Annotated in this window: 21 protein-coding genes; 10 read left to right on the top strand and 11 right to left on the bottom strand. The window is 48.7% G+C overall.

Annotated features, from left to right (window positions below; all coding sequences use genetic code 11):
• Window positions 1-543 precede the first annotated feature (543 nt).
• From ACTJKG_RS26640 to ACTJKG_RS26590, 11 genes are all read right to left on the bottom strand, one after another.
• Entirely contained in the window at window positions 544-1,482 is a 939-nt protein-coding gene (locus ACTJKG_RS26640) for a hypothetical protein (protein ID WP_440740901.1), read from the bottom strand.
• The gene (locus ACTJKG_RS26635; protein ID WP_440740900.1) at window positions 1,479-1,982 is read right to left on the bottom strand and encodes a DUF350 domain-containing protein; all 504 of its coding nucleotides are present in this window, start codon (window positions 1,980-1,982) and stop codon (window positions 1,479-1,481) included. Before ACTJKG_RS26635 ends, ACTJKG_RS26640 begins: the two co-directional genes overlap by 4 nt.
• On the bottom strand, window positions 1,979-3,634 hold the full coding sequence (locus ACTJKG_RS26630) for a hypothetical protein (RefSeq protein ID WP_440740899.1): 1,656 nt from the start codon (window positions 3,632-3,634) through the stop codon (window positions 1,979-1,981). The genes ACTJKG_RS26635 and ACTJKG_RS26630 overlap by 4 nt, the downstream gene beginning before the upstream one ends.
• Entirely contained in the window at window positions 3,631-4,638 is a 1,008-nt protein-coding gene (locus tag ACTJKG_RS26625) for a DUF4407 domain-containing protein (RefSeq protein WP_440740898.1), read from the bottom strand. Before ACTJKG_RS26625 ends, ACTJKG_RS26630 begins: the two co-directional genes overlap by 4 nt.
• On the bottom strand, window positions 4,598-5,935 hold the full coding sequence (locus tag ACTJKG_RS26620) for a DUF4407 domain-containing protein (RefSeq protein WP_440740897.1): 1,338 nt from the start codon (window positions 5,933-5,935) through the stop codon (window positions 4,598-4,600). The genes ACTJKG_RS26625 and ACTJKG_RS26620 overlap by 41 nt, the downstream gene beginning before the upstream one ends.
• Window positions 5,925-6,485, bottom strand: coding sequence for a hypothetical protein (locus ACTJKG_RS26615; RefSeq protein ID WP_440740896.1), 561 nt, complete (start codon window positions 6,483-6,485; stop codon window positions 5,925-5,927). The genes ACTJKG_RS26620 and ACTJKG_RS26615 overlap by 11 nt, the downstream gene beginning before the upstream one ends.
• 265 nt (window positions 6,486-6,750) lie before the next feature.
• On the bottom strand, window positions 6,751-7,026 hold the full coding sequence (locus ACTJKG_RS26610; RefSeq protein ID WP_440740895.1) for a hypothetical protein: 276 nt from the start codon (window positions 7,024-7,026) through the stop codon (window positions 6,751-6,753).
• Between the two features lie 641 nt (window positions 7,027-7,667).
• Complete coding sequence (locus tag ACTJKG_RS26605; RefSeq protein ID WP_440740894.1) at window positions 7,668-8,333, bottom strand: response regulator; 666 nt, start codon at window positions 8,331-8,333, stop codon at window positions 7,668-7,670.
• A gap of 10 nt (window positions 8,334-8,343) precedes the next feature.
• Window positions 8,344-9,027: a sensor histidine kinase gene (locus ACTJKG_RS26600; RefSeq protein ID WP_440740893.1), complete on the bottom strand. Its 684-nt coding sequence runs from the start codon at window positions 9,025-9,027 to the stop codon at window positions 8,344-8,346.
• 38 nt (window positions 9,028-9,065) lie between these two features.
• Window positions 9,066-10,016, bottom strand: a complete 951-nt coding sequence (locus ACTJKG_RS26595; protein ID WP_440740892.1) for a tetratricopeptide repeat protein — start codon at window positions 10,014-10,016, stop codon at window positions 9,066-9,068.
• Window positions 10,017-10,135: 119 nt separating this feature from the next.
• Window positions 10,136-10,288, bottom strand: a complete 153-nt coding sequence (locus ACTJKG_RS26590; RefSeq protein ID WP_172338199.1) for a hypothetical protein — start codon at window positions 10,286-10,288, stop codon at window positions 10,136-10,138.
• Window positions 10,289-10,658: 370 nt separating this feature from the next.
• On the opposite strand from ACTJKG_RS26590, the gene ACTJKG_RS26585 reads away from it, so the two are divergent.
• From ACTJKG_RS26585 to ACTJKG_RS26540, 10 genes are all read left to right on the top strand, one after another.
• Window positions 10,659-11,513 (top strand): hypothetical protein, encoded by an 855-nt coding sequence (locus tag ACTJKG_RS26585; protein ID WP_440740891.1) that lies wholly within the window; start codon window positions 10,659-10,661, stop codon window positions 11,511-11,513.
• 50 nt (window positions 11,514-11,563) lie between these two features.
• Window positions 11,564-12,757 (top strand): winged helix-turn-helix domain-containing protein, encoded by a 1,194-nt coding sequence (locus tag ACTJKG_RS26580; protein WP_440740890.1) that lies wholly within the window; start codon window positions 11,564-11,566, stop codon window positions 12,755-12,757.
• 89 nt (window positions 12,758-12,846) lie between these two features.
• Complete coding sequence (locus tag ACTJKG_RS26575; protein ID WP_440740889.1) at window positions 12,847-13,905, top strand: acetylxylan esterase; 1,059 nt, start codon at window positions 12,847-12,849, stop codon at window positions 13,903-13,905.
• Between the two features lie 575 nt (window positions 13,906-14,480).
• A complete protein-coding gene (locus tag ACTJKG_RS26570; protein ID WP_172338196.1) occupies window positions 14,481-14,858 on the top strand; it encodes a general secretion pathway protein GspG in 378 nt (125 codons plus the stop codon).
• A 1-nt stretch (window position 14,859) separates the two neighbouring features.
• Entirely contained in the window at window positions 14,860-15,387 is a 528-nt protein-coding gene (locus tag ACTJKG_RS26565; protein WP_440740888.1) for a hypothetical protein, read from the top strand.
• Window positions 15,378-16,811, top strand: coding sequence for a GspE/PulE family protein (locus ACTJKG_RS26560; RefSeq protein WP_440740887.1), 1,434 nt, complete (start codon window positions 15,378-15,380; stop codon window positions 16,809-16,811). The genes ACTJKG_RS26565 and ACTJKG_RS26560 overlap by 10 nt, the downstream gene beginning before the upstream one ends.
• Before the next feature lie 169 nt (window positions 16,812-16,980).
• The gene (locus ACTJKG_RS26555; RefSeq protein ID WP_440740886.1) at window positions 16,981-18,753 is read left to right on the top strand and encodes a type II secretion system protein GspD; all 1,773 of its coding nucleotides are present in this window, start codon (window positions 16,981-16,983) and stop codon (window positions 18,751-18,753) included.
• Between the two features lie 2 nt (window positions 18,754-18,755).
• On the top strand, window positions 18,756-19,979 hold the full coding sequence (locus ACTJKG_RS26550; protein WP_440740885.1) for a hypothetical protein: 1,224 nt from the start codon (window positions 18,756-18,758) through the stop codon (window positions 19,977-19,979).
• A 1-nt stretch (window position 19,980) separates the two neighbouring features.
• A complete protein-coding gene (locus tag ACTJKG_RS26545) occupies window positions 19,981-20,502 on the top strand; it encodes a hypothetical protein (RefSeq protein ID WP_440740884.1) in 522 nt (173 codons plus the stop codon).
• A 78-nt stretch (window positions 20,503-20,580) separates the two neighbouring features.
• Complete coding sequence (locus tag ACTJKG_RS26540) at window positions 20,581-21,540, top strand: hypothetical protein (protein ID WP_440740883.1); 960 nt, start codon at window positions 20,581-20,583, stop codon at window positions 21,538-21,540.
• The last annotated feature ends 4 nt before the right edge of the window (window positions 21,541-21,544 follow it).

The following is a 21,544-nucleotide window of genomic DNA, read 5'->3' as shown; positions in this document are numbered from 1 at the left end:
AACCCGTAAACCCATTGACCATGCGTCAGGCCAGCTGACAATAAAAAACGCCCCTATTGTCGAGACGAGGTCAACCGCCTGTTCCATACCATTTCCGAACCATCGGATGAGATAATCGTTCCTGTCTTACAGCCCGCACTTACAGACCGACCGCTCCACATATTCCTTATTTCCCCCGGAACTCATATAGTAGCAGCCACCCTCCGGACCTAAATAGAGCTGCTGACCGCTTTTATAGGTACCGCAATTGGAATCACCGGAACCCCGATCCGTGTTGACATCGGATTTTTTAGAACAATTGGTCAGGACACAAAGCCCCAACAACGAGAGCACAATTAACTTTTTCATGTGATTTGGTTTAAATAATACTTTTAATAAATGCAGGTGATCAATCAAAATATATCGTGTGTCTATATGGAGCACTAAACCATGACACTGTTCAGGCTACTTCCTCCATAAGAAAGGTCACCATGAGACCACGATCCTCCTGACCCGTTTTTCCCCTTCCAGGCCCACCCGTTTTCCGGCTCCCGCGACGCCGTCTCATCCCGAAGTGGCCAGAGCGATCAGGGCCAGGTTCATCCCCATATACAAACCCAGCACCACCCAGGCAGCGCGCCGGTCAAATTTCAGCGCCCGCTCCAGTTTCCCGTTCTCCGCCATCCGTAGGGAGACCACCGATAAAACCAAAGTCGCCAGGATAAACAAAAAAGTCAGGTCATGAACTTGATCCACAAAGGAAAAGGCCGTCGTAGCGGGAATATTACTGTCCATAACATATTTATTGCCCACCGCGGCAAACAAGCCCCCGATACTCAAGCCAAAGCGCTGGTCACGCGCCGGCGGCACAAAAAACACCAGAACGGCCACAGCAAAGGAGATATATAACCCGATGAACAATTTAAAGAACAGCCCCCAGCTGTTCCTTTGAATACGGACCTCATACGTGATCCGGGAAAAAGCACTATGCCCTTTTAAACGCCGCTCCCCGAAGTCCGAATCATAATGCACCAGGCTCTCTTTCGCCCCATAGCCGATAATATGCCAGCCTGGAAGCCCCAGCCCGCTATACAGCTTTAAACCCTCCGCCTGCCCCTTTAAGATCATCCTGGATGTATCCAAACCCGCTTCCAATTGAATCTGCAGCGCCTGCCGGTCAAAAGGGTAATTCTTCAGCTTCCAGTCATGGATCAGAATCGCCCTGCACGATTCGCTCGCCAGTAACAGACGCCCGTCAGCACGCGCGTAATACGGATCAGCAAAGGAGACCTGTTTCGCGTTGATCAGCTCGACATTGTTCAAAGGGTCGAAACCCTTACGCCGGTAATCAAACCACATCCAGAAATCCGTCGTGCAGGCATATTCCTCCGGCCGGAGATCATACATATTTTTCAAATATATCCCCGTATAACAGGTATCCCGCTGTCCGCCGAATAAAGCAAGCGGCCATACCAGTAAAGCACAGCACAACCACTTTTTCATCTGATCGTCGGAATCATCGGCGTGGGTATAAATGACTGCAGGACCATACCCAGGCCAAACCATAAAACCCAGGCCAAACCCAGCAGCAGGACCACACGGGTCACCGCAACGGCCAGGTTACCATGCTGTAACTCGACCCGAAGGGATTGCCCCCTGAACACCTGACGGGACAACAGGCCCTCCAGAACAGCAGCGATCACCCAGGCCACACCGGTCAGACAACAACAGATCAGCAGAAAACTCAGGAAAGCCCCCGAGCGCCATGGGTTAAGGGAAGATACCACCAGCAGAAAATCCCGCACCGGCGCGAACAAAGCCGTGATCAGGATGATACCCGACAATGTTTTACCGGCTAAAACCAGCGCCTGTGCCGGATTCGGCGACTCCCTGGGAAAATGCTTTTTCCGGAAAGCAACGGTCACTACCAGAACAAATAAGTAAGTCCATACGACAGCCAGCACCAGCATAATGCCTCCGGCCATTAAAAATGATGATTTCATGATGAAAGTGTATTAATCAGGTAAAAATCCCAATAGTCCATATGATCAACCTCCGGGCTGAGCCGCCCCGCGGTAAATCCCTTCGCCGTCGTTTCCCATAACACAAAACGCTGCGGTCCCGCCATTTTCGCCGAACCCGGCAGCGGCAACTCCAGACCCAGCAGGGAATGCCGGAACGCCGTGCTCCCCAGGATCGCTACCTGATAACGGTAATGGTTAAATAAAGTAAACAAAAAGAGCGTCCGGGTATCGCAATCCCCTTCCAAATTCGCCATGAACTCCACCGGAGACTGTACACCATAGGGGATGTGCCCCAGACAGGCTTTCACCTGTTCCTCGGGCCCACTTAAATTCAGATCGGCAGCACTGTTGCCGCAGCTACCCTCTGTTACCGTTGTATAAGGAATATCCTGTACAAATCCGACCAGCATTTTCGCGAATTGCAGGCTATCCAGCCGGTTAACCCGGCGCAGGCTATCGAACAAGGGGTATACGCCGTTCAGCCGTGACCGGTCCGCCAGGGTCATCGCCGTATAAACATCGGATAAGGAAGTCAGCCCCTTGAGCCCTTCGTGTTCCGCTACCGCGCGCCGGTAGGCCGACCGGAGTACCCGGACATCGCCTTCATATGGATGACCATCCTGGTCGGTCCAGGCCCGGTGATGAATGATCCACTCGTCATCCGCTTTCTCCGTGTCTTTCCGGACAGCCCGGTGCCTGACCGGTTGTGTCCGGGTGAAATCCCGCCTGTCAGTACGCTGATCCGGTCGGGGGGCACCAGGATGCCGGGCCTGGAACACCCGGAAAATACTAACCGCGATCCCGGCCAGGTACAACAGGCATAGTAACCCATAAAATATGGAGCGGAAAGTATTTCCCCAACCGGTACGCCCGACACGGGAAGTGATCGCCGCCAATAAGATCAGCCCCAAAACAAACAGGCCCGGCCATGACCAGTTGATCAGCCACAGTAAGAGCAGCCCGATGAAGCAAATACCCAGAACCGTTTTGATCAAGCTCGTAAACGACCATCCCGTTTCCACCGCATACCAGTCCCCCCACCGGTAAGCGCCATTCCCATGACGGTAATAATCCCGGCGATGCCGTGAACCATGGATATAGCTATACTCAAAGTTAGCCGTCCTTGTCCAGGCATTCCCCCTGGTACCCGTTGAAGCCGCGGCAGCGACCGGAGGAGCCGGCGCATTGAAGGGATGCGGGTCCGGCAACACGTGTTCCGTCCTGACCCGCTCGGTCAGTATTTTGGAAATATAACCGTAGATCGTACCGGATATGGTCCCCAGGTGCTCATTGTCCTCTTTCATCACTTTGGATAGTACCGGGTCCGCGATCCGCGGCTCTTCCAGGTTCAGCTGAAAATAAGCCCCGGAACCGGGGTCATAACAACTGACCGGCTGACCAAAGGTTCCCTTGAAGGAACGCATCCCCGTCACCTCCGGAAAATCCCCTTCCTCATCTTTCCGTACTTCTTCCAGCCTGATTTCCGCCTGATAGATATGCATATGATAAAACTCGCTGTACGTCTGTGACCACTCCCCGCGATGTTCCGCATAATACTTCCCCGTAAACGTGCCTTTGATAAAAGTGCGCTGCACGGTCGTGATCGTATCTTCTGTCCAGAAATTGCTCATCGGTAAATCCGTTCTAAAAAATCTTCCTGATCCTTCAGGTCTCGTTTTTCTACTATTCTTTCGGTATTGAAAGGTGGATCCTGATAGGTCTCCCCGACCTGGATATCCAACCGGTATTGGTCTTTGAACAGGTCTGTATAGGTCCGCTTGAATTCCTGGTAATCCCGAAGAATGATATTTTCATACACAGCCCTTTTATCTTTAAAATAAGGGTTAGAGATATCCATATGCCATTTCAGGTAAAAGGGCAGCAGGAATAAGGCCACCACGATCAACGTAAAAAACCAGGACAGCATATATAACCCGCCACTGACCAACAGCTGCAAGCGCTGCACAAAGAAATCCGCCCTGCCAATCACAAAACGAACACGTTCCAGCGCATTTTCCCTGTCCAATATCAGGCGACTGAGCTCGTCGCGCAGGGGTTGGATAGCCTGAGCCGGGTAGCCCAGGTGCTCCTTGTGCCGGATGGCCGCTAACAGCCTTTTTTCCACTTTGGCCGATCGCGCCGTCAGTTCCTTTTCCGCCCTCCCGATTTGCCTTGCTTTGAGCTGTTCCACTTTACCCGAAAGCTGGGGCTCAAAAACCCAGGCCTCCAACGGTTTGGAAATAAATACAGCAAAGAAAATGACAAAACCCACCCTTAGAATAATGGAAAGGTGTTTGATGACCCCCTGATATTTCATGCGCAATACCGGTTTAGATAGGGTGGTCAACAGTACCTCGTAGATATTATTGATCATCCACGCGAACAAAAGCGAAACCGGAATCGCCATCCAGGCGCTATCAAACAACATCTGAAAAGAATACCAACAGGATAAGAAACTCAGCATACCCACCAGGAATGCCACCAGCCCGACCAGGGCGAAGCGGCCCCGGATACCCCGGTGCCCACAGTGATTGATGATCCACCAATCTTCGCCGGAATGTTTACAAAAGTATTCCACGATACCTGCCATCGCCTTAGGATGAATGCTGTGCTGATATCCCGTCTCTCTCTTCATCCGCTGCGGTCATCTCCGGCTCCTTAATGTCGATGCCGTCGGGCGTGATGGTACTGACATAAGCATCCAGGTTCGCATCAATATGCGCCTTTTGCTGTTCCTTCCAGCGGTCAATAATATATTCGTTCAGCTCTTTTTGCGCTTCAATGACCCGGGCTTTCATACTGGTCATTCGTCCAACCTCGTGCTGGATGACCAGTTCCCGTTCTATACCTTCCTTATCCTTATAATAATCATGATGGATCTCTATGCCGTTCTGCGCCTTGACCAGGTCTTTGATATTCTCTTCCAGGTAATCATACGGCCCTTTGATCAGCATCATCTTAAAAAATATAGGGGTCAGCTCGATAGCCATGAACAACAGGGTAATAAAAATAGAAATGCCGGGCGCCAGTTCATGGGAGATCTTGATCCTTTCCAGCAGACCATCCAAACCCGCGGACACCGACTTGTTCTTTTTCAAAGCCACCTCCAGTTCCGCATTCATCCGGGACCGTCGTTTTTCGATGTCCTGGATCTTGGATTTATTCATTTCCGTAAACTGATCCTTTTCCGCTTCCACCCGGTCCCGTTCCGCTTTATAGGATCTGGCCATAGGCCCCTCCCCCTCTCCGCGCCCGCCCTGCCCCTTGGAGGTTTCGATATTCCAGAGCGAATCCTTGGTCGCGATCACCTTCATATACTGATCGATCCTGCTTTGTATACCCGCGTTTTCTTTATCCAGGTCCCTGATCCGGTCCTCGAAGTTCTTGCGGGTTTTGATCTCATATTCCTTTTGCGCTTCCAGCTGGACCTGGTAAAGCCTGGCGTCGATCTCGCTTTTAAACATCCGGATCTCCACGGGTTTGGAAATCGTGAGGGCGATGATCGTCCCCATGATAATACGGGGCAGGGCGCTTTTCAGCTCCTGTTTGGTGATCGCTTCTGTGCCATCGCCCTTTCCGGTACTGGTCACAATAAAACGATCTATATTAAAAATGATCGCCCCCCAGATCAGGCCAAAAAGAACAGCCAGTAATAAGGTCGGTATATCTGTTGGATCATATTGCCCCGAATGGACGATCGTTTTGATATCATCGATAGCGTCCCCCTTGGGCGCAAAGATCGTGTAAAACGCATAGCCACCCGCCAAAGCGGCCATCACACCGGTAGCCAATACGATCCCGCCCATACAGGTATATTTGACCTGATCCGAATAAGTGCTCTTTTCCAGGATATACCTATCTGCCCCGGATATTTTCCAGAACTGGCGCATCACCCAGGTTGGGGTGGGATTTTTGTAATAATTAGTTTCCATGAGAATAAGGGTTTGGTTTTTCCATAATGAACTGATCCTGAATCAGGCGTTCCTGTAACGCGGTCTCCAGGTATTTCCGATAAGGTGTATCCAGTAAAATATCTTTCAGGTAAATGACCGGCTGCGGCGTGCGGGGCTCCGGATTCATTAACCGGAGCAAAAAATCCTGTACCACGGGCGGCTGTAAATGATCGGATTTAGTCCATATGGGCACTCCTGCTTCGCGACAGTTTAGCTCCCGGACCGTTAAATGCAAAGACCTCCGGATACGCCGGTAGACGCCACAGGCCTTCACTTCCAGTCTGCCGGAAGCCGGTACCGGAATAACAGGGTAGTCTTTTGGCAGATAGGAGCCTATCTTTTCCCCATCAACGTAGACCTTTACCAGGTAGGCACCGCGAATATTCCAGATGAGCCGGACACTCGAACCGGTAAACAGCAATCGCTGCTCGGTATCGAGAGCAGCAAATCGAAGAGACTTCAATCCACAGGCCAGCCAGGTCCAACGGCAAAATATCATCAAAAAAACCCGGGATCGACGATTGCTCATAAACTGATAAATAAGACATTAACGGCTGATATAAGGGGTCGTATGACAGAAAAAAATATCCTATTTTGGCTTAAACAGCGCAGACGGATACTCCCCGATAACAAAACCGATCGGTTCGAAAAAAGCGTGCTATTACCTAAAATGGCATCCCCTGCCGCGGGTTTACATATTCTTTTCATGATTGTGATAAGGTTTAGGTTGTAATATCTATTCGAACACACGACTATCGTGCATTACGATCTATCTCTTAACTGGTTCGGCTAGTTTAATAGCGATCCCAATTATTATAGATCCAGTTCATTACATGCTCCTGACTTCTTAAATGAGCCGGGTGAGCTTTGATCATCCGTTCTATTTTCTGTCCCGCTAGCACTGTTGTCAGCCCCCATGCTGCCATCAGTTTCCTAATCATATACAACACCTCATATCCTTCGGAACGATTAAGTAAACTGCTATCCGGCTCACCTTTTAATTTAGGATCATCCTCCCGGGTATGTATCCAGCTATAGTTACCGTGTAAATCTGCTTTTGTAAATGACATTCGAATTAATTTAATCGTTAATGGTATTTCAAAAGTATACAGGAATGAAAGGCTTTTCTTACGGGAAACCGTAAAAGCAAAAACAGTGAATCTATTTTCGATACCCTAATTTTGCGACACAGCACTTCATTTATTAGACTTCCTTTTCTCCGGTAAGAATCATTCTGATTTCCTGACCCAAAAAGCATTTTCGACATTTCTTATTTTTTTTACCATTTGGCAAAATATCTAAGGCGTCGAAAAGATCAGATCGATCTAATACTACTCACGAAATGGGACCGCTTCAGCAGGAATGCGCCCTATAACTATCAAATGATTTGTATATTGTAATCCGTGGGTGTCGCACCACAAGCTATCGAACAGCCATTGGGCATGTCTCTGCCGGAAAATAAAATGATGACAGGGCTCGAAATCGAAAACGACCGCCGTGTCCTCAACACCTTGTTTAGCGTGCAACGCGCAAGAAAAGAAAGGGTTGGATGGTCGTAAGCTCCTAGCAGTTATAAAAGCAAAGATGACGAAGGTGTTAAAAAATACATTGATATTGACATCCCGAAACTGGGTTCAAACCAACGATCTTCTCATGTAGATCCAAACGAGAAACCCTATGACATATTTGCGCAGAAAGTGTTCTGAAACAATCAAATCATCCCCATATCCTTACAGAAGGCCACCAATTGCTCATTTTTCGAAAACTCCAGGACCTCTTTCATCTGGTTCAATCGTTTTTCCACACTGCTCAAACCGGATGGCCGGATCTGATTTTGCGCTAAATAAGCCGGGATATCTTTTTGAAGCACGCCCTGTGCCAGCAGCGAAATAATAGTGATGTCCAGGTTACTGAACGCATAAGCATTTTTCTGTCTGTTCATTTCCCGGAAATGGGCGGGAAAATGCAGCTTACCCTTATAAATTTCCTCCATCGCGACTTTCAGCTCCTGCGCATCATACCTTGCCTTGCGCACATAGCCGTTAATACCCTGCACCTTAAAAAGGCCGTCGATCACAGCGACCTTACTTTCCGCCGAAAAGACAAGGGTTTTTAGATCAGGTTGTACTTGCTTAGCCGCCAGGATCAGTTCCGCGCCGCCGGAGATCTTTTGCTTCCGGTCATCTTCCTCAAAAAAGAGATCAGTGATCAGCAGATCATAGGGGCTTCCCTCCTGGAGGCTTTTCTTTACCCACATCAGGGCGTCATCACAATAATAGGCATAACGGGGTAAAAGAATACCCAGGTCTTCCAGAGTTTTCCGAACGGAAATACTGGCACTCTCCTGATCTTCAGCAATTAATACATTTTGGAACATAATTGATCGATTAAGCCACGGGAAAAGCAACCTGTATTTGGAGGCCTTTTTCCGCAGATGTGTCAAAGGTAATAGCCCCGTGTATATGGTCTATACGGTTTCCCGTATTTCGAAGCCCGTTACCATACCTGACTTGGGCAGGAAAGCCCAGCCCGTCATCCGCATAATGAATCTCCACCTTGTTCTCTTCCCGCGCAAACCGGACAATCACATGGGCAGCCTGGCTGTGTTTGGCCATATTGACCATCAACTCCTGCAGGATCTGCAGTACCTCCTCCCGGACCGGCGCGCTAACGTTTTCCCAGATATCCCGCGCATTGCCCACCATACCTACTTTGGTGCCTGCATTCGCAAAAGCCATCAACAAGGCTGTCACCTGGTCCTGGAAATTATCTTCCGCGACAGATTGCTTTTCATACGAAATATCACGCGATTGCTCGTACAACACCTCAATCCGGTCCAATAACTGTTCTTTATCGATCGCGTGCTGATATTCGATTTCGGACATGATCCGGTACAAACCATTGGCCACTACATCATGTACTTTTTTCGAAGTCCGGAATTGATGTTCCGAGATCGCCCGTTGGGCCTCCAGTTCTAAGCGCTGCTTTCGCTTGCGGTACCAGAACACGGCGAAAACCACCCCGGCCAGAACTGCCAAAATAAGCCCATAAAGCAGGATACGCTGCCGCACAAGCTGGTATTTCTTTTCCGTATTGTCCCGCTGGAATTTCAGTTTATCTGCCTTGTTTTTTTTACATCATAACGAATAAAGGCAAATTGATTCTTCGCCGCATTGCGCGCAGCCTGCAAACTATCGCTGAGCTGCTGATAACGGAAAAAGTAGCCCTTTATGGCCTCCGGGGGACCGAGCCTGACCAGTTTTTGCAGGGCCTCGAGCTGGTCATCCGGGCTTGCAATAAGCCTTGCTACCCTATACATTTCCCCGGCATACCGAAAAGCCGAATCTGGTTTCAGCATCGCATAATAATCAGCCAGATGCGCATAGCTGGCATTCTGTCCCCAGAGATCTTTCTCCCGTTGACGAATCCGAAGCGCCGTTAATAGCTCAGGAGCCGCGTTATACCCTGGTCGCTGCAGCCATCGGGTCCTGGCCATATTGGATAATATCCGGGCGTATTCTTTTCCGTTCTTCGGCGTCTGGCTGATGGTTGAGCGGTATAGAGCCAATGCTCCCACGTAATCCCCCTTTTTCTCCAGGGCCAAAGCCTTATTATTCAGAAAAATCCGCTTGAAGGCCTCCTTCCTGGTAAACCGGATCGCCTGGTCATAAAAAGGAAGCGCCGCCTCATAATTTTTCAGGTTTACATTGGTCACACCGAGTTCATTATAATCCGAGGAAAGACAGGGATAGTTTTTTTCCTTCTCCTCGTCTAAAAACCTCAGCGAGGTCGCCAGGCTTTCCTGGCTCCCAAAATAATCCCCCGCGTCGGACTGGATCACCGCCATATTATTGTAGGCCATAGCGATCTGCAGGCTATCTTTCGAGACAGCCACGACCTTATTGAAATAATAATAAGCGGAATCATTCTGCCGGTATAAAAAAGACTCTGCTTTTTTATAATCCGCGGTTTTAACCGGCTTCCCGGGGGGCGGATTTTTCGTTTGGCAGGACAGCAGGCCCTGCACCAGCAGCAATAAAAGAAATAAGCGCTTTTTCAACAGTTAAATTTTGATCTAAAATAAAAAATTAAAACTGTTAATTAGGAGCCTCACCAGGCGGGATAGTCACCAAAAAAGTAAGGCAAGATCACTCTTGCCTTACGCTGGTCCATATAACCTTAGGGATTCGGAGGTGTAATCCCCGGCGGAACATGTCCGTTTTCCCCGCCAGTATCATCCTGGGCTACGATGGTTATATTATTCGGATGGGTATTATGGTGTTGCGCAGGGCATGAGTATGCCAGGAAGAGCGCAAAAAATAGCTCAAACATTTTCAAAAAATTTAAAAGGTGAATAAATCCTGCAGGCATCCCCGGGAACTATTCCCGGGGACAGCGCTGCAAACCGCGTAAGAGGCGCCTCTCACATTTTTTTGGGAAGTGTGGAGCATTGATCGCGGAAACCTTTAACTGCTTCCCAAGCCGGCTATCAGCCCCCGCTTTCTTTGCTCTGACGAAACCAGTTTTGTATAAATGGCCCCGGTAGCGAACCGGGCTCATTGCTGATTTCGAAACAAAGGTATGGGGGCCTAAAACACTTAAAAGCAAGGAATTCCGGTAATTCCTATAATTCCGGAAGAATTCCTGAAATGCCTCCGGTATTCCTGAATTTACCTTAGCTTTACCTTAAAAAAGTTAAAAGATGTTTGCTGATTATCAAGCACTCGTGTTACAAACCTATCACGACAAGAAAGCGCAGAGCGAACTCCCGTTCCATCTGAGCCATCCCACGGCCGCCCGGCTCAAAGCGGAATGCCTCCGTGTATGCGAAAAAAGATATCACCGGAAAGACGAAAACTTACTCCACTCCTTTTTTGATCGGCAGGAGGATCCGGCAAGCTATAGAAACGCGATCAGGAAAACCGACCCCGATAAATTCAGGCCGCTGGTTACCTATCTAAAACAAAGCGGCCAGCGCCGGACCAGTGAAAAGAATATTGAGCTACTGGCCTGGCTCATTGATTTCGAACCCAGGCCCTTCCGTCCGGGGGAACCATACCCGGCTCAGCCAGCCCTGAGCAGACCCAAAATGGATGCACCGGAACAACTCGTAGATACCCGGTCATCCCAGCTTCCCGGACTAGCAGGATTAATCCCTTCTATAAAAAAGCCCGGAAAGCTCATCCTTTTAGCAGCCTCCGCCACCATCGTTGGTATCACGACTTATTTTATATTAAAACCAGCATCTACATCGATAAAGGGGGGATGTATGTACTGGGATAAGGACCATTATCAAGCCGTCCCCTGTAATCAACCGCCTGGTGAAACCCCGTTTTATCTACTGGATATGCAGAAAATCACCCACTTCAGACGCATTACCCAGCCCGATACCCTTACACCGCATTCCTTGGGATCTGTCTGGTATATCAAAATTAATGGGCGGATAGAATTTTATACCGCCAGTGGGAACCATCCGGTCGATACCAGCAGACACCTGCTACGACTAAGCAGTTATATCCTTAATAAATATATCTATCATGTGCCGGACCATCATTAATGGACTTCCCCATGGTGAATCCCATCTATATTTTTCGGTATTTTAGCATAATGGAATCTATTATACTTAACAAAGCCCAGGCACGCAAGATCATACTTGAGGCCGCAGGGCTCTCCAGGAAAGCACAGTTTGGAACGGGCATAGCAGCCGTTTACCGGCTGATCACCCACCTGGGTTTTGTACAATTGGATACTAATTACGTAGTAGAACGGGCTCATCACCATGTCATGGCCACACGCATACCAGACTACAAGCCCGAATGGTTAACGGAATTGACCGAAGATGGCCGGATTTTTGAATACTTCACCTCTGATGCCGGTTATCTCCCTATGCCCGACTTCCGTTTTTCACTACCGGTCAAGCAAGCCTTTGCCACACAGCAAAAACTGCTGACCAAACCGGAACGCCATCTGATGAAGCAGATATTGGACCGGGTGGAACGCGAAGGTCCAATGATGGTCGGGGATTTTGAAAATGACCGCCAGGAGGCCAGCTCGGGTTGGTGGGACTGGCGCCCAGCCAAAATAGCGCTTGAACGGCTTTACCTTAACGGTGAGTTGATGATCCGCCGCACAAAAGCATTTCATAAAATCTATGACCTCCCCCACAACCTCATCCCGGCAGATATAGATCAAACCATACCTGATCCCGAAGAGTTCGCCCGCCAGGTGATCCGCCTTACTTTAGGTGCCCTGGGCATCGGATACGCGAAGGAAATAGCCTGGCGCGCCCGCCGTGTAAAAGGCAATCTGGTTAAAAAAGAACTGCAAAAAATGGTCGAGGCCGGTGAGCTAAAAACGGTCATCGTCGAGGGGCTGAAAAATGCCCAGTTGTATATGTTACCCGAACAAAAAACGGAAATCGAGCTGTCAGGCGAAGCCTTTATTCTCTCCCCCTTTGATATCCTGAATGTCTTCCGGCACCGCTTAAGGGATTTCTTTAATTTCGATTACCAGATCGAATGTTTTGTACCGGCCGCCAAACGGAAGTATGGCTACTTCTCTTTGCCTATATTGCTGGGTGATACTTTTGTTGCCCGGATGGATGCCAAAGCCGACCGTAAACAAAAACTGTTCATCGTCCATAATTTACACTTCGAGGCCGTCGAACTGAGCGAAACCGGGCTCGGGGAAATAATAAGGGCATTACAAGCATTCGTCCAATTCAACCAATGCAGGGACGTTGACTTTAAGAAATCCAATCACCCGGTTTATCTGGAAGTTATCACCCGGGCTTTCCGGTAAATCTCATCTTTGACGCCCTAGTCATATTCATATTGTTACAATAATTAAGCCCTGTGTTTTATACCTTGTATTCGCAAATCCATTCCCATATGCCATTTAAGATCAAAGTATTTTGCGTCAGCATGCTATTCGTGTTGCGCGTACTGTCCTCTGCCGCACAGCAAATTGATTATCCTGCCACCGACCAGGTGGCGGCTGACTTCAAAAAGCTTCTGGAGCGCCCACGTGTTCCGTTAAACCCCGCCTTCGACGTAATTCAAACAGATTCGGTTATCATCGAGCACGGCTTTATTTACAGCGAAAAGAACGAGCGGATACCTATCCTGATTTATAAACCAGCTACAGGTATGCGGTTATACCCTGCGGTTATTTTTTTACACGGCACGGGCGGCAAAAAGGAAGATAACAGGAAGTTTTTATACCAGCTGGTTAAAAGAGGTATTATGGGTATCTCTATTGATGCCCGCTTTCATGGTGAACGGATCGCCGGGGGAGCGCATGGTTCAAGGGAATACGTGGCCGCTGCAACCGCTGCATGGGAAAACAAAGACAGGGCCCATCAAACCCATCCCTTTTTATTTGACACCGCTTTTGACCTGTGGCGGGTGACCGATTACCTCACCAGCAGGCCTGATGTCGATCCCAACCGCATAGGCATGGGTGGTATCTCCATGGGCGGAATAGAAACATGGCTTGCCGCCTCGGTGGACCCGCGGATCAGGGTGATCGTGCTGGATATTTCCATACAAAGCTTTCAATGGTCTTTGGTTAATGACCAATGGCAGGGGCGTGCAGGTACGATCCGGGGTACACACCTGCAGGCGGCTAAAGACCTGGGCGATTCGGCCGTAAACAAACAGAATGTAAAAGCAGTATGGGATAAATTGCTGCCCCATATTACCGGGGAATTTGACTGCCCGTCATTACTACGACTCATGGCACCACGCCCCCTGCTGGTTCTCGGCACCGAAAACGATCCAAACTGTCCGCTACCCGGCGCCAATATCGCTTATACGTCGGCCATGCAGGCTTACCGCTCCAAAAACGCGACCAATAAAATCAGTCGTGATACTACCCCTAAACTATTCCATACCTCCACGGCTGAACATTTTAAAATGGCACTGGATTGGTTTAGCAAATGGCTGTAATTACCCTTCCTGGCCATTTGCAATAAGGTACCTGTAGCTGGCTCCCGTACCTTTCGATTTACGTGAACAGTTTAGCGATGAAGAAATAGCAACAAACCTTTAAACAAATAAAAAAACTTATGAACTATCCCTATTTTTTCAGTTAAAAAATGGGATTGTCCTGTCCAGAGACCCCAACCGGCCCAAATTGGAAGCCTGTTAATAACCCTCAAAATCCGGTATGGTTGCATCTATATCTTCCTGCCCGCATGATAATAGGTGCAGATTCTATCTTTTGAAAAACATGACGGCAGCCCGGAGAACAATACAACAGGGGGACCACGGTAATTTGGTCCTGTAGACCGGTATCTAAATCGATCCCAGGCAATACGCTACGGGTCTTCCTAAATGTCCCTACCAGGCTTTTTCCGGTCTTCAGAAGGCCCCTACAAATAATGAAAAGTATTGTTTGTAACAAATATTTTTTTATGTCGAATATATTATATTATTACTTATCTTAGTGGCCGTTAAGTCATTGGGATAATTTTGTGAAGTACCTTAAACCTAAATTAAACAAACGTTTAAAAGCCTATACCATGTCAGAGATCCTGGTCGTGCTGATCATTATCGGCATCCTGTCGTTCCTGGCCTTACCTTACCTGTTAACCGTAGTTACGCGGGCAAAATCGACCGAGGCCAAACTACAACTGGAACACCTGCAGACATTGGAAAAAAGCTATTTCTACGAATATTCCAGATATACGACCGATATGGATGAGCTTGGGTTCGTCCAGGAAAAACTGGTGACCGATAGTAAAGATGCCCGTGCCAATTACCGGATCGAGATCATCAGCGCGAGCAATACCGAATTTAAAGCACGAGCAACCTCGGTAGTAGATTTTAATGGCAATGGCGTCTTTGATGTCTGGGAGATCGACGAGAATAAAGTATTGAAAGAAGTGACGAAGGATTAACGTGCAGCTTTACTTACAAATTCTGGTGTTGCTATTACTGGGGCTCGTATGGATACAGGATCTTCGGTATCGTGCGGTTTCCTGGATAATCTTTCCGTTCCTATTGGGCGGAGGCATTCTATTGCGATTACTATCCCATGAGACTTTCGCGGATATCTGGCCGGAACTGCTGATCAATATCAGCCTGCTGCTCATTATTTTGTCACTGCTTACCCTGTATATAGGGATCCGATCCGGGCGCCTGGTCAACATCACCAAACGGCACCTCGGAAGCGGAGATCTATTGTTCTTTTTAGTACCCGCCTGTAGCCTGTCCGTGTTGAACTTTCTCTTCTTTTTTGTAAGCAGCCTTTTCTTTACCGCGCTGATCCAGTTGGTTTGGTGGACGGTAAACAAAAACAAACAAATCCCTCTGGCGGGCCTACAGGCGCTGTTCCTTATATTTTTTTTATCCAGTGACTGGTGGCTCTTTCACCAGAATGTGACTAACGATAGCTGGCTGCTCCAATTTTATACGCCATGGATGTAAAACAATCGGAATCCATTGTTCTGCAGACCGCAGATCTGCATATGCTTTCCCGGGAACAAGCCTGGCATTATCGTGTCCTGCCCAAACTAGCATCCGCTGGTCTTCTGGAGCTTTATTGCGATGAGCAAACGGATAGGAATGCGCTTCAGGCGGAATTAGAGATCGTATCCGGTCTGGAGATCCGATTGTTCCCGGTCAAACCGGAGGTGGTGAACAGACTGCTATCCCAATATTATATACAAGAGTCCACGACGGCGGTCCGGGTATCGGTCAATCAGAATGCCGAGGATTTTCTGATCCAATTGATCCGAGAAGCCAAAAACCTAAAAAGCAGCGATATCCATATCGAACGCTACGAAAAAAAATGCCGGGTCAGGATCCGTATTGACGGTAATATGGTAGAGCGCCATCTCCTGAAAAATGACGATTACCCGGCCTTGATCAACAAGATCAAGATCAAAGCCGAACTTGATATCGCTGAAAAAAGACTCCCCCAGGATGGCCGGATCAACTTCAGCTACCAACAATACCAGTTTGATATACGGGTATCGGTCCTGCCGACGCTCTATGGGGAAAAAGTGGTCCTGAGGCTACTGAATAACGATGCTACGGGCATCGAACTGGACAGCTTGGGTTTTTCCGGGACCGACCTGGCCAACTACCTGCAAGGCGCTAAAAGACCGAACGGCTTGCTGCTGATCAGTGGCCCGACCGGTTCCGGTAAGACAACCACCTTGTATGCCACCCTCAAATTATTGAACAAGGAAACCCGGAATATCCTGACGATAGAAGATCCCGTCGAGTACACACTGGAAGGGGTCAACCAGGTGCAATTGCGGGAGTCTATAGGCCTGACCTTCGCCGCCGCGCTCCGGACATTTCTGCGACAGGACCCGGATGTGATCATGGTCGGTGAGATCCGGGACCCGGAAACAGCCGGTATGGCCATCCGCGCGGCCCTTACCGGCCACCTCGTTCTATCGACAATCCATACCAATTCCGCCTGGGGTATCGTTTCCCGTCTCATCGATATGGGCATTCCGGCATTTCAGGTGGCCGACACGCTCAATACCGCTGCAGCACAAAGATTGATCCGTTTATTGTGCCCGCATTGCAAGAAACAGCAGGACTTTAGTCCTAAGCTTTACCCTGGCCAGTTCAAGCCGTACCACGAAGTTAAACAGCATTACGTAGCCGGGGGCTGCGAACACTGTTATTATACCGGTTACAAAGGCCGGAAAGCCGTTTATGAGGTTATCCCCGTTGACCTGGAACTGGCGCAGGAGATCAAGGCAGGCCACACGCAGATCGCGCGCCTGCTTAAAGACAGAGGCATACAAACGCTGGCTGAAAACGCATTCCATATCTTCAGCCAGGGCGATACCTCCCTGGAAGAAATTTATCCGCTCTTATTTAATTATTAATTCCTCTATGCACAAAACCTTTACCCGAATCCTATGGATATTGTTATTGAGCCTTAACGCCCCTGATCTATGGGCACAGGCACAGCAGGGGGACCGCATACAGGCGTTGCAATTTAAATTAGACAACGCCGCCGGATTGGTCCCTGGCCTGAATCAAAAAATCCAGCTCATGGTGACCGGGGTCTCTATACAACAGTATATCGGCGCACTATCCCGGGCTAACGACCTGAGTGTCAGCGTTGACCCATCACTAAATTTCCAGGTTAATGATACCTTCAATGGTGTTACCGCCGAGAATGTATTACTGTTGCTCGCACAAAAATACAATCTGGATATCACGATCGTGGGTTCCATCATTTATATTAGCCCCTACCGAAACCCGGTTCCGCAAGCCAAACCTAAAGAGTTTAAGATAAGTTATGCTGCCGCTGGTGACCTGCTTTCTATGGAACTCGAGGGAGATAGTTTACCCGCCGTTGCCAAAAAAATCACCGAAGTATCAGGCAAAAACATTATCGTACCCGGCGCGCTGCAAAGCAAACGGGTTACCGCATTTATCCGGGACGCACCGTTTGAGGTTGCCTTAGAAAAATTGGCTTATGGCAACGAGATCAAGATGGTCCGTACCACCGATAATTTTTACCTGTTTCAACCTCTAGGTGAGAATGAAGAACTTTATGTCAACGGTGACCATCACACCGATATCCGAAAGACCTTTCGCGCGACCGGTCCCCAGGTGCAGCCGGGGGCAAACGGTCTTTTTGTTCGCTCCGTGAGCGGGCAAAAGCTCATTTCGGTCGACGCTGTCAACGCGCCGATCCTTGACCTCGTTAAACAGGCCTCACAGGAGACCGGTAAAAGCTATTCCCTGTACTCCGATATCAAAGGCGCGATTACCATACATGTCAGCGATGTGAACTATGATACCTTTCTTGATCTTCTGTTTAAAAGTACGGAATATACATTTCACACGGAACGAGGAGTCTACCTGATCGGAGACCGTAAACTGGAGGGCTTACGTACATTTAAAGCTGTGCGGCTGCAAAACCGAACGATTGACACGGTCGTATCTATGATTCCGGCTGACTGGAAACGAGGTATGGAAATTAAGGAGTTCCGTGACCAGAATACCATTATGCTATCCGGTTCAGCTGCGCAGATCAATGAAATTGAGGCGTTTATCAAGCAACTTGATGAATTAGTACCGGTTGTACTCATTGAAGTGATTATGGTTGACGTGCGAAAAACACGTACGGTATCGACCGGGATCTCCGCAGGTGTCTCTGACAGCGTAAAAACAGGCGGTACGGTATTGTCCGGCCTGAACTATACCTTCGGATCCAAACCGCTTAATGATTTTTTAAGCAGCATGAGTAAGTTTACTTCCGTCAATCTCGGCCATGTTACTCCCAATTTTTACCTGACACTAAATGCGTTGGAGGCTAAAAATAACATAGAAATCCGTTCAACTCCCAAAATGGCTACCTTGAACGGACATTCTGCCAAACTCAACATGGGTAATAAACGCTACTATAAAAACACCACTCAGAATCTTGTCCCGTTTACCAACAGTGCGCAGACCATCTTTACGAATGTATTCCAGGAAGTGAACGCAGATTTGTCTGTAAATATCAGACCCATTGTATCCGGTAATGACCAGGTCACGCTGGGAATAACCGTCAATAATTCAGAGTTTACTGCTTTTCCGACCGACGGGTCACCACCGCCTCAGTCTAACAATAAATTCGAAACCAGCCTGCGTGTCCATAGCGACGATACCATCGTACTCGGAGGTCTGGAACGTACAGAAGCGGACGAAAATGCTTCGGGCATCCCTATACTATCCCGGATACCGGTGTTGAAATGGCTATTCAGCAGTCGCAGCAAGACAAACGCTAAAATATACACTGTATTATTTATCAAGTCTACTATAATCCGTTAAACATGTCACTGCTGGAAAGTTATTATAATATTAACGAGGCGACGGGGCTCAGTATCACGATCAGCCGCGACGGGCAGATACAGCTGGACGGATGCGGGATTCTAGTTAAAAACAACAAACTCCATCTGGAGAAAAAAGTCACAGCAGTCAGTAAGATAGAAGAACTTGGAAAACGATTTGACACCACGCTTCCGGTATCCCTGAACCTGTGCGGGAAAGGCATTCTCTACAAGCAAATGCCGGGGGTGGACGACATCGGACCAGAGGAGTTCGCGGTGCTCCTGCCACGGGCGGAAATGACCGATTTTTATGTACAGCACTTCCGTTCCGCGGATATTTCCTTTGCCGCGATCATCCGCCGTTCAGAAGCGGACGAATGGATAAGCTTACTGGACAAGCAGGGCTTCCGGGTGCTGATGCTGAGTCTGGGTCCTTTTCCGGTTCAGCATATTCTCCCGCAATTGAATATTTATAATGAAGAAGTAATTTTCAATGGTCATACCATTTCGCGGGATATATCCCTGAACTGGACAAGCGTCCGGTATCAGGAACCGGAGTTCGCCCCGGCAGCTTTTCCGCTCAAGGTAGAGAACGAGCCCATCGATCAAAGGCTGATCATACCTTACGCCTCGGCTTTTCAACTGGTGATGGCTACCCGGCTTCATCCCAGCAAGGCATCGGCCCCCGTGCCGGATACCGCCTTTAACCAGGCAATGGAAATGAAAAAGGTCCGCGTTAAAGCCTTTATTGTGCTGCTGATCTTCTTTATCGTATTGCTTTGCAATTTCCTGGTTTTTTCCTGGCTACAAGGAGCTAATGACACCCTATCCGGACAGGTCAGCAGCAGCACACAAAATGCGAACCAAAGACAGCGGATGATCACCAAGATCAACAAAAAAGAACATCTGCTCCGAGACCTGGGCTGGGATGAAGGCGGCCGGAAAAGTATACGGATAGATGAGATTGCCTCGCTCTTGCCACCGGAGATCACCTGGCAGGAAGTAGCTGTCAATCCCATTGATGAGCGAAAAAGTAAAGATAAACATACGCTCAACTTTGCAGACCGCCGTATTGTGGTCAAAGGCGTATGCCCCCAGATCATCCCGGTCAATGAGTGGCTGGCCCGGATCAAAAGCCGCAAATGGGTCAAAGATGTGCAACTGGAGAGTTATGATTATAACAGTGAATTAAACACCGGGGTATTTACCCTGTTTATTACTTATTGATATGTGGAAGTATTGGCCGTTTCGAAAAGATTACCTAGTGTATACCGGTGCCGTTCTCTTGTTTTTTATTTCTTACGGGCTGGCGTTCTCCAGAACCCTGGATGAATGGCATACTTACCGCGAGCTAAACCAGGAGTTGGCGGCAAATAATGACCTCAGTTATCAACCTGGCTATATGGAGCGCAAATCAAGGAACCTGGAGCGGGCATTAGCGCTTTACCACTCGGATACCGCGTCATTTCGGAGCAATACCCTGAGCCAGATCGCTATACTGGCGGAAAAACAGCATGTCCGGTTAACCGGTGTGCCGGCTGAACAGGATATCTTTCATACCGACCGCGCCATTCTGCAAAAACTTCGTTTTACCGGAGACTTTTTTTCCCTGAACCGCTTCCTGTATGAACTGGAGTCCACCAGGGGCATTGGTCTTCCCAGGTCTGTCGTCTACCGAACAGACCGAAAGGTCGCTCCTGCCGCCTCCGCCACACCGGTTCTGGAGGTTTTATTGGAGATCAGTAAATGACCCGGAGTAACATGTTTAACGTTAGCTTATTACCCTTGTATATATTATTTTTGAATGCGATTAATTATTTGTCGGCGAATGAAACTTAAATACGTGTCCACCTGCTTATTCATCGTGCTTTTATTAACGGAAAGCCTTTCCTCCTGCAAAGAGTTTATTGAACCGTCTATCAGTAAAAGGACGGTCAAACTCAATGCCCCCGCTGATAATTATCAAAGCACCAGTTATAATATTACTTTCTGGTGGGACGGTGTAGAAGACGCTTTATCCTATCGTCTCCAGGTAGTTTCTCCCAAATTTGATTCCATTGGCGTCCTGGTGCTGGACACCCTGATCCGCGGCACTAAATTCGTACAGACCCTGGATCCCGGAACCTACCAGTGGCGGGTCAGGGCGGAGAATGGGAGCACACAAACCGGATATACCGAACCCAGGAACCTGGTTATTCTGGCTTCCTCCCTAACCAATCAAATCCCCGTCCTGTCCTCCCCGGCGAATAACGCGGCGACTACACAAAGCACGGTTATTTTCAAATGGAGCAGTCTGTATAAAGCGACCAGATATCATTTGCAGATCGATACCAACAGCTTTGCCGATGAAAGCGCCTTGGTCAAAGATCAGTTGACTCCGGGGCAGCAGTTTTCATTCAAACTACCCCGGGATCAGGTTTATCAATGGCGGGTCAGGGCGGAGAACGACTCGAGTCAGTCCAAATGGTCTGCTATTAACCAACTCAGCTATGATTCTACTCCGCCGGGGACGGTTACCCTCGTTCAGCCCCAGGATAACACCACGCTGAGCAAACCGCTCACCCTGTCCTGGAATAAAGTAAACTCAGCGTCGAGTTACAAGCTATATGTATACAAAAGCGACCAAAGCACGCCGTACAGCAGCACTTTCCCTTTGACCTTGACCGCGACCAGCTATTCCTTTAATTTGGGTAACAGTGGTGACCGGATCTATTGGCAGGTCAGCGCACTGGACGCGATCGGTAATGAAGGAAAAAGCAGCGAACTTCGGAGCTTCACATTACAATAACACG

The organism is Mucilaginibacter sp. 22184 (assembly GCF_052045695.1).
In the GTDB taxonomy this organism is placed as follows: Bacteria; Bacteroidota; Bacteroidia; order Sphingobacteriales; family Sphingobacteriaceae; genus Mucilaginibacter.
This window is presented reverse-complemented; position numbering and strand designations above follow the sequence as displayed.

Coding starts and splice junctions, on each gene's coding strand:
- ACTJKG_RS26585 (WP_440740891.1), top strand. CDS start 10,659: ATGTTTGCTGATTATCAAGCACTCGTGTTACAAACCTATCACGACAAG.
- ACTJKG_RS26590 (WP_172338199.1), bottom strand. CDS start 10,288: ATGTTTGAGCTATTTTTTGCGCTCTTCCTGGCATACTCATGCCCTGCG.
- ACTJKG_RS26550 (WP_440740885.1), top strand. CDS start 18,756: ATGTCACTGCTGGAAAGTTATTATAATATTAACGAGGCGACGGGGCTC.
- ACTJKG_RS26620 (WP_440740897.1), bottom strand. CDS start 5,935: ATGGAAACTAATTATTACAAAAATCCCACCCCAACCTGGGTGATGCGC.
- ACTJKG_RS26560 (WP_440740887.1), top strand. CDS start 15,378: ATGGATGTAAAACAATCGGAATCCATTGTTCTGCAGACCGCAGATCTG.
- ACTJKG_RS26610 (WP_440740895.1), bottom strand. CDS start 7,026: ATGTCATTTACAAAAGCAGATTTACACGGTAACTATAGCTGGATACAT.
- ACTJKG_RS26540 (WP_440740883.1), top strand. CDS start 20,581: ATGAAACTTAAATACGTGTCCACCTGCTTATTCATCGTGCTTTTATTA.
- ACTJKG_RS26630 (WP_440740899.1), bottom strand. CDS start 3,634: ATGAGCAATTTCTGGACAGAAGATACGATCACGACCGTGCAGCGCACT.
- ACTJKG_RS26640 (WP_440740901.1), bottom strand. CDS start 1,482: ATGAAAAAGTGGTTGTGCTGTGCTTTACTGGTATGGCCGCTTGCTTTA.
- ACTJKG_RS26570 (WP_172338196.1), top strand. CDS start 14,481: ATGTCAGAGATCCTGGTCGTGCTGATCATTATCGGCATCCTGTCGTTC.
- ACTJKG_RS26625 (WP_440740898.1), bottom strand. CDS start 4,638: ATGAAGAGAGAGACGGGATATCAGCACAGCATTCATCCTAAGGCGATG.
- ACTJKG_RS26555 (WP_440740886.1), top strand. CDS start 16,981: ATGGTGACCGGGGTCTCTATACAACAGTATATCGGCGCACTATCCCGG.
- ACTJKG_RS26605 (WP_440740894.1), bottom strand. CDS start 8,333: ATGTTCCAAAATGTATTAATTGCTGAAGATCAGGAGAGTGCCAGTATT.
- ACTJKG_RS26580 (WP_440740890.1), top strand. CDS start 11,564: ATGGAATCTATTATACTTAACAAAGCCCAGGCACGCAAGATCATACTT.
- ACTJKG_RS26575 (WP_440740889.1), top strand. CDS start 12,847: ATGCCATTTAAGATCAAAGTATTTTGCGTCAGCATGCTATTCGTGTTG.
- ACTJKG_RS26545 (WP_440740884.1), top strand. CDS start 19,981: ATGTGGAAGTATTGGCCGTTTCGAAAAGATTACCTAGTGTATACCGGT.
- ACTJKG_RS26615 (WP_440740896.1), bottom strand. CDS start 6,485: ATGAGCAATCGTCGATCCCGGGTTTTTTTGATGATATTTTGCCGTTGG.
- ACTJKG_RS26635 (WP_440740900.1), bottom strand. CDS start 1,982: ATGAAATCATCATTTTTAATGGCCGGAGGCATTATGCTGGTGCTGGCT.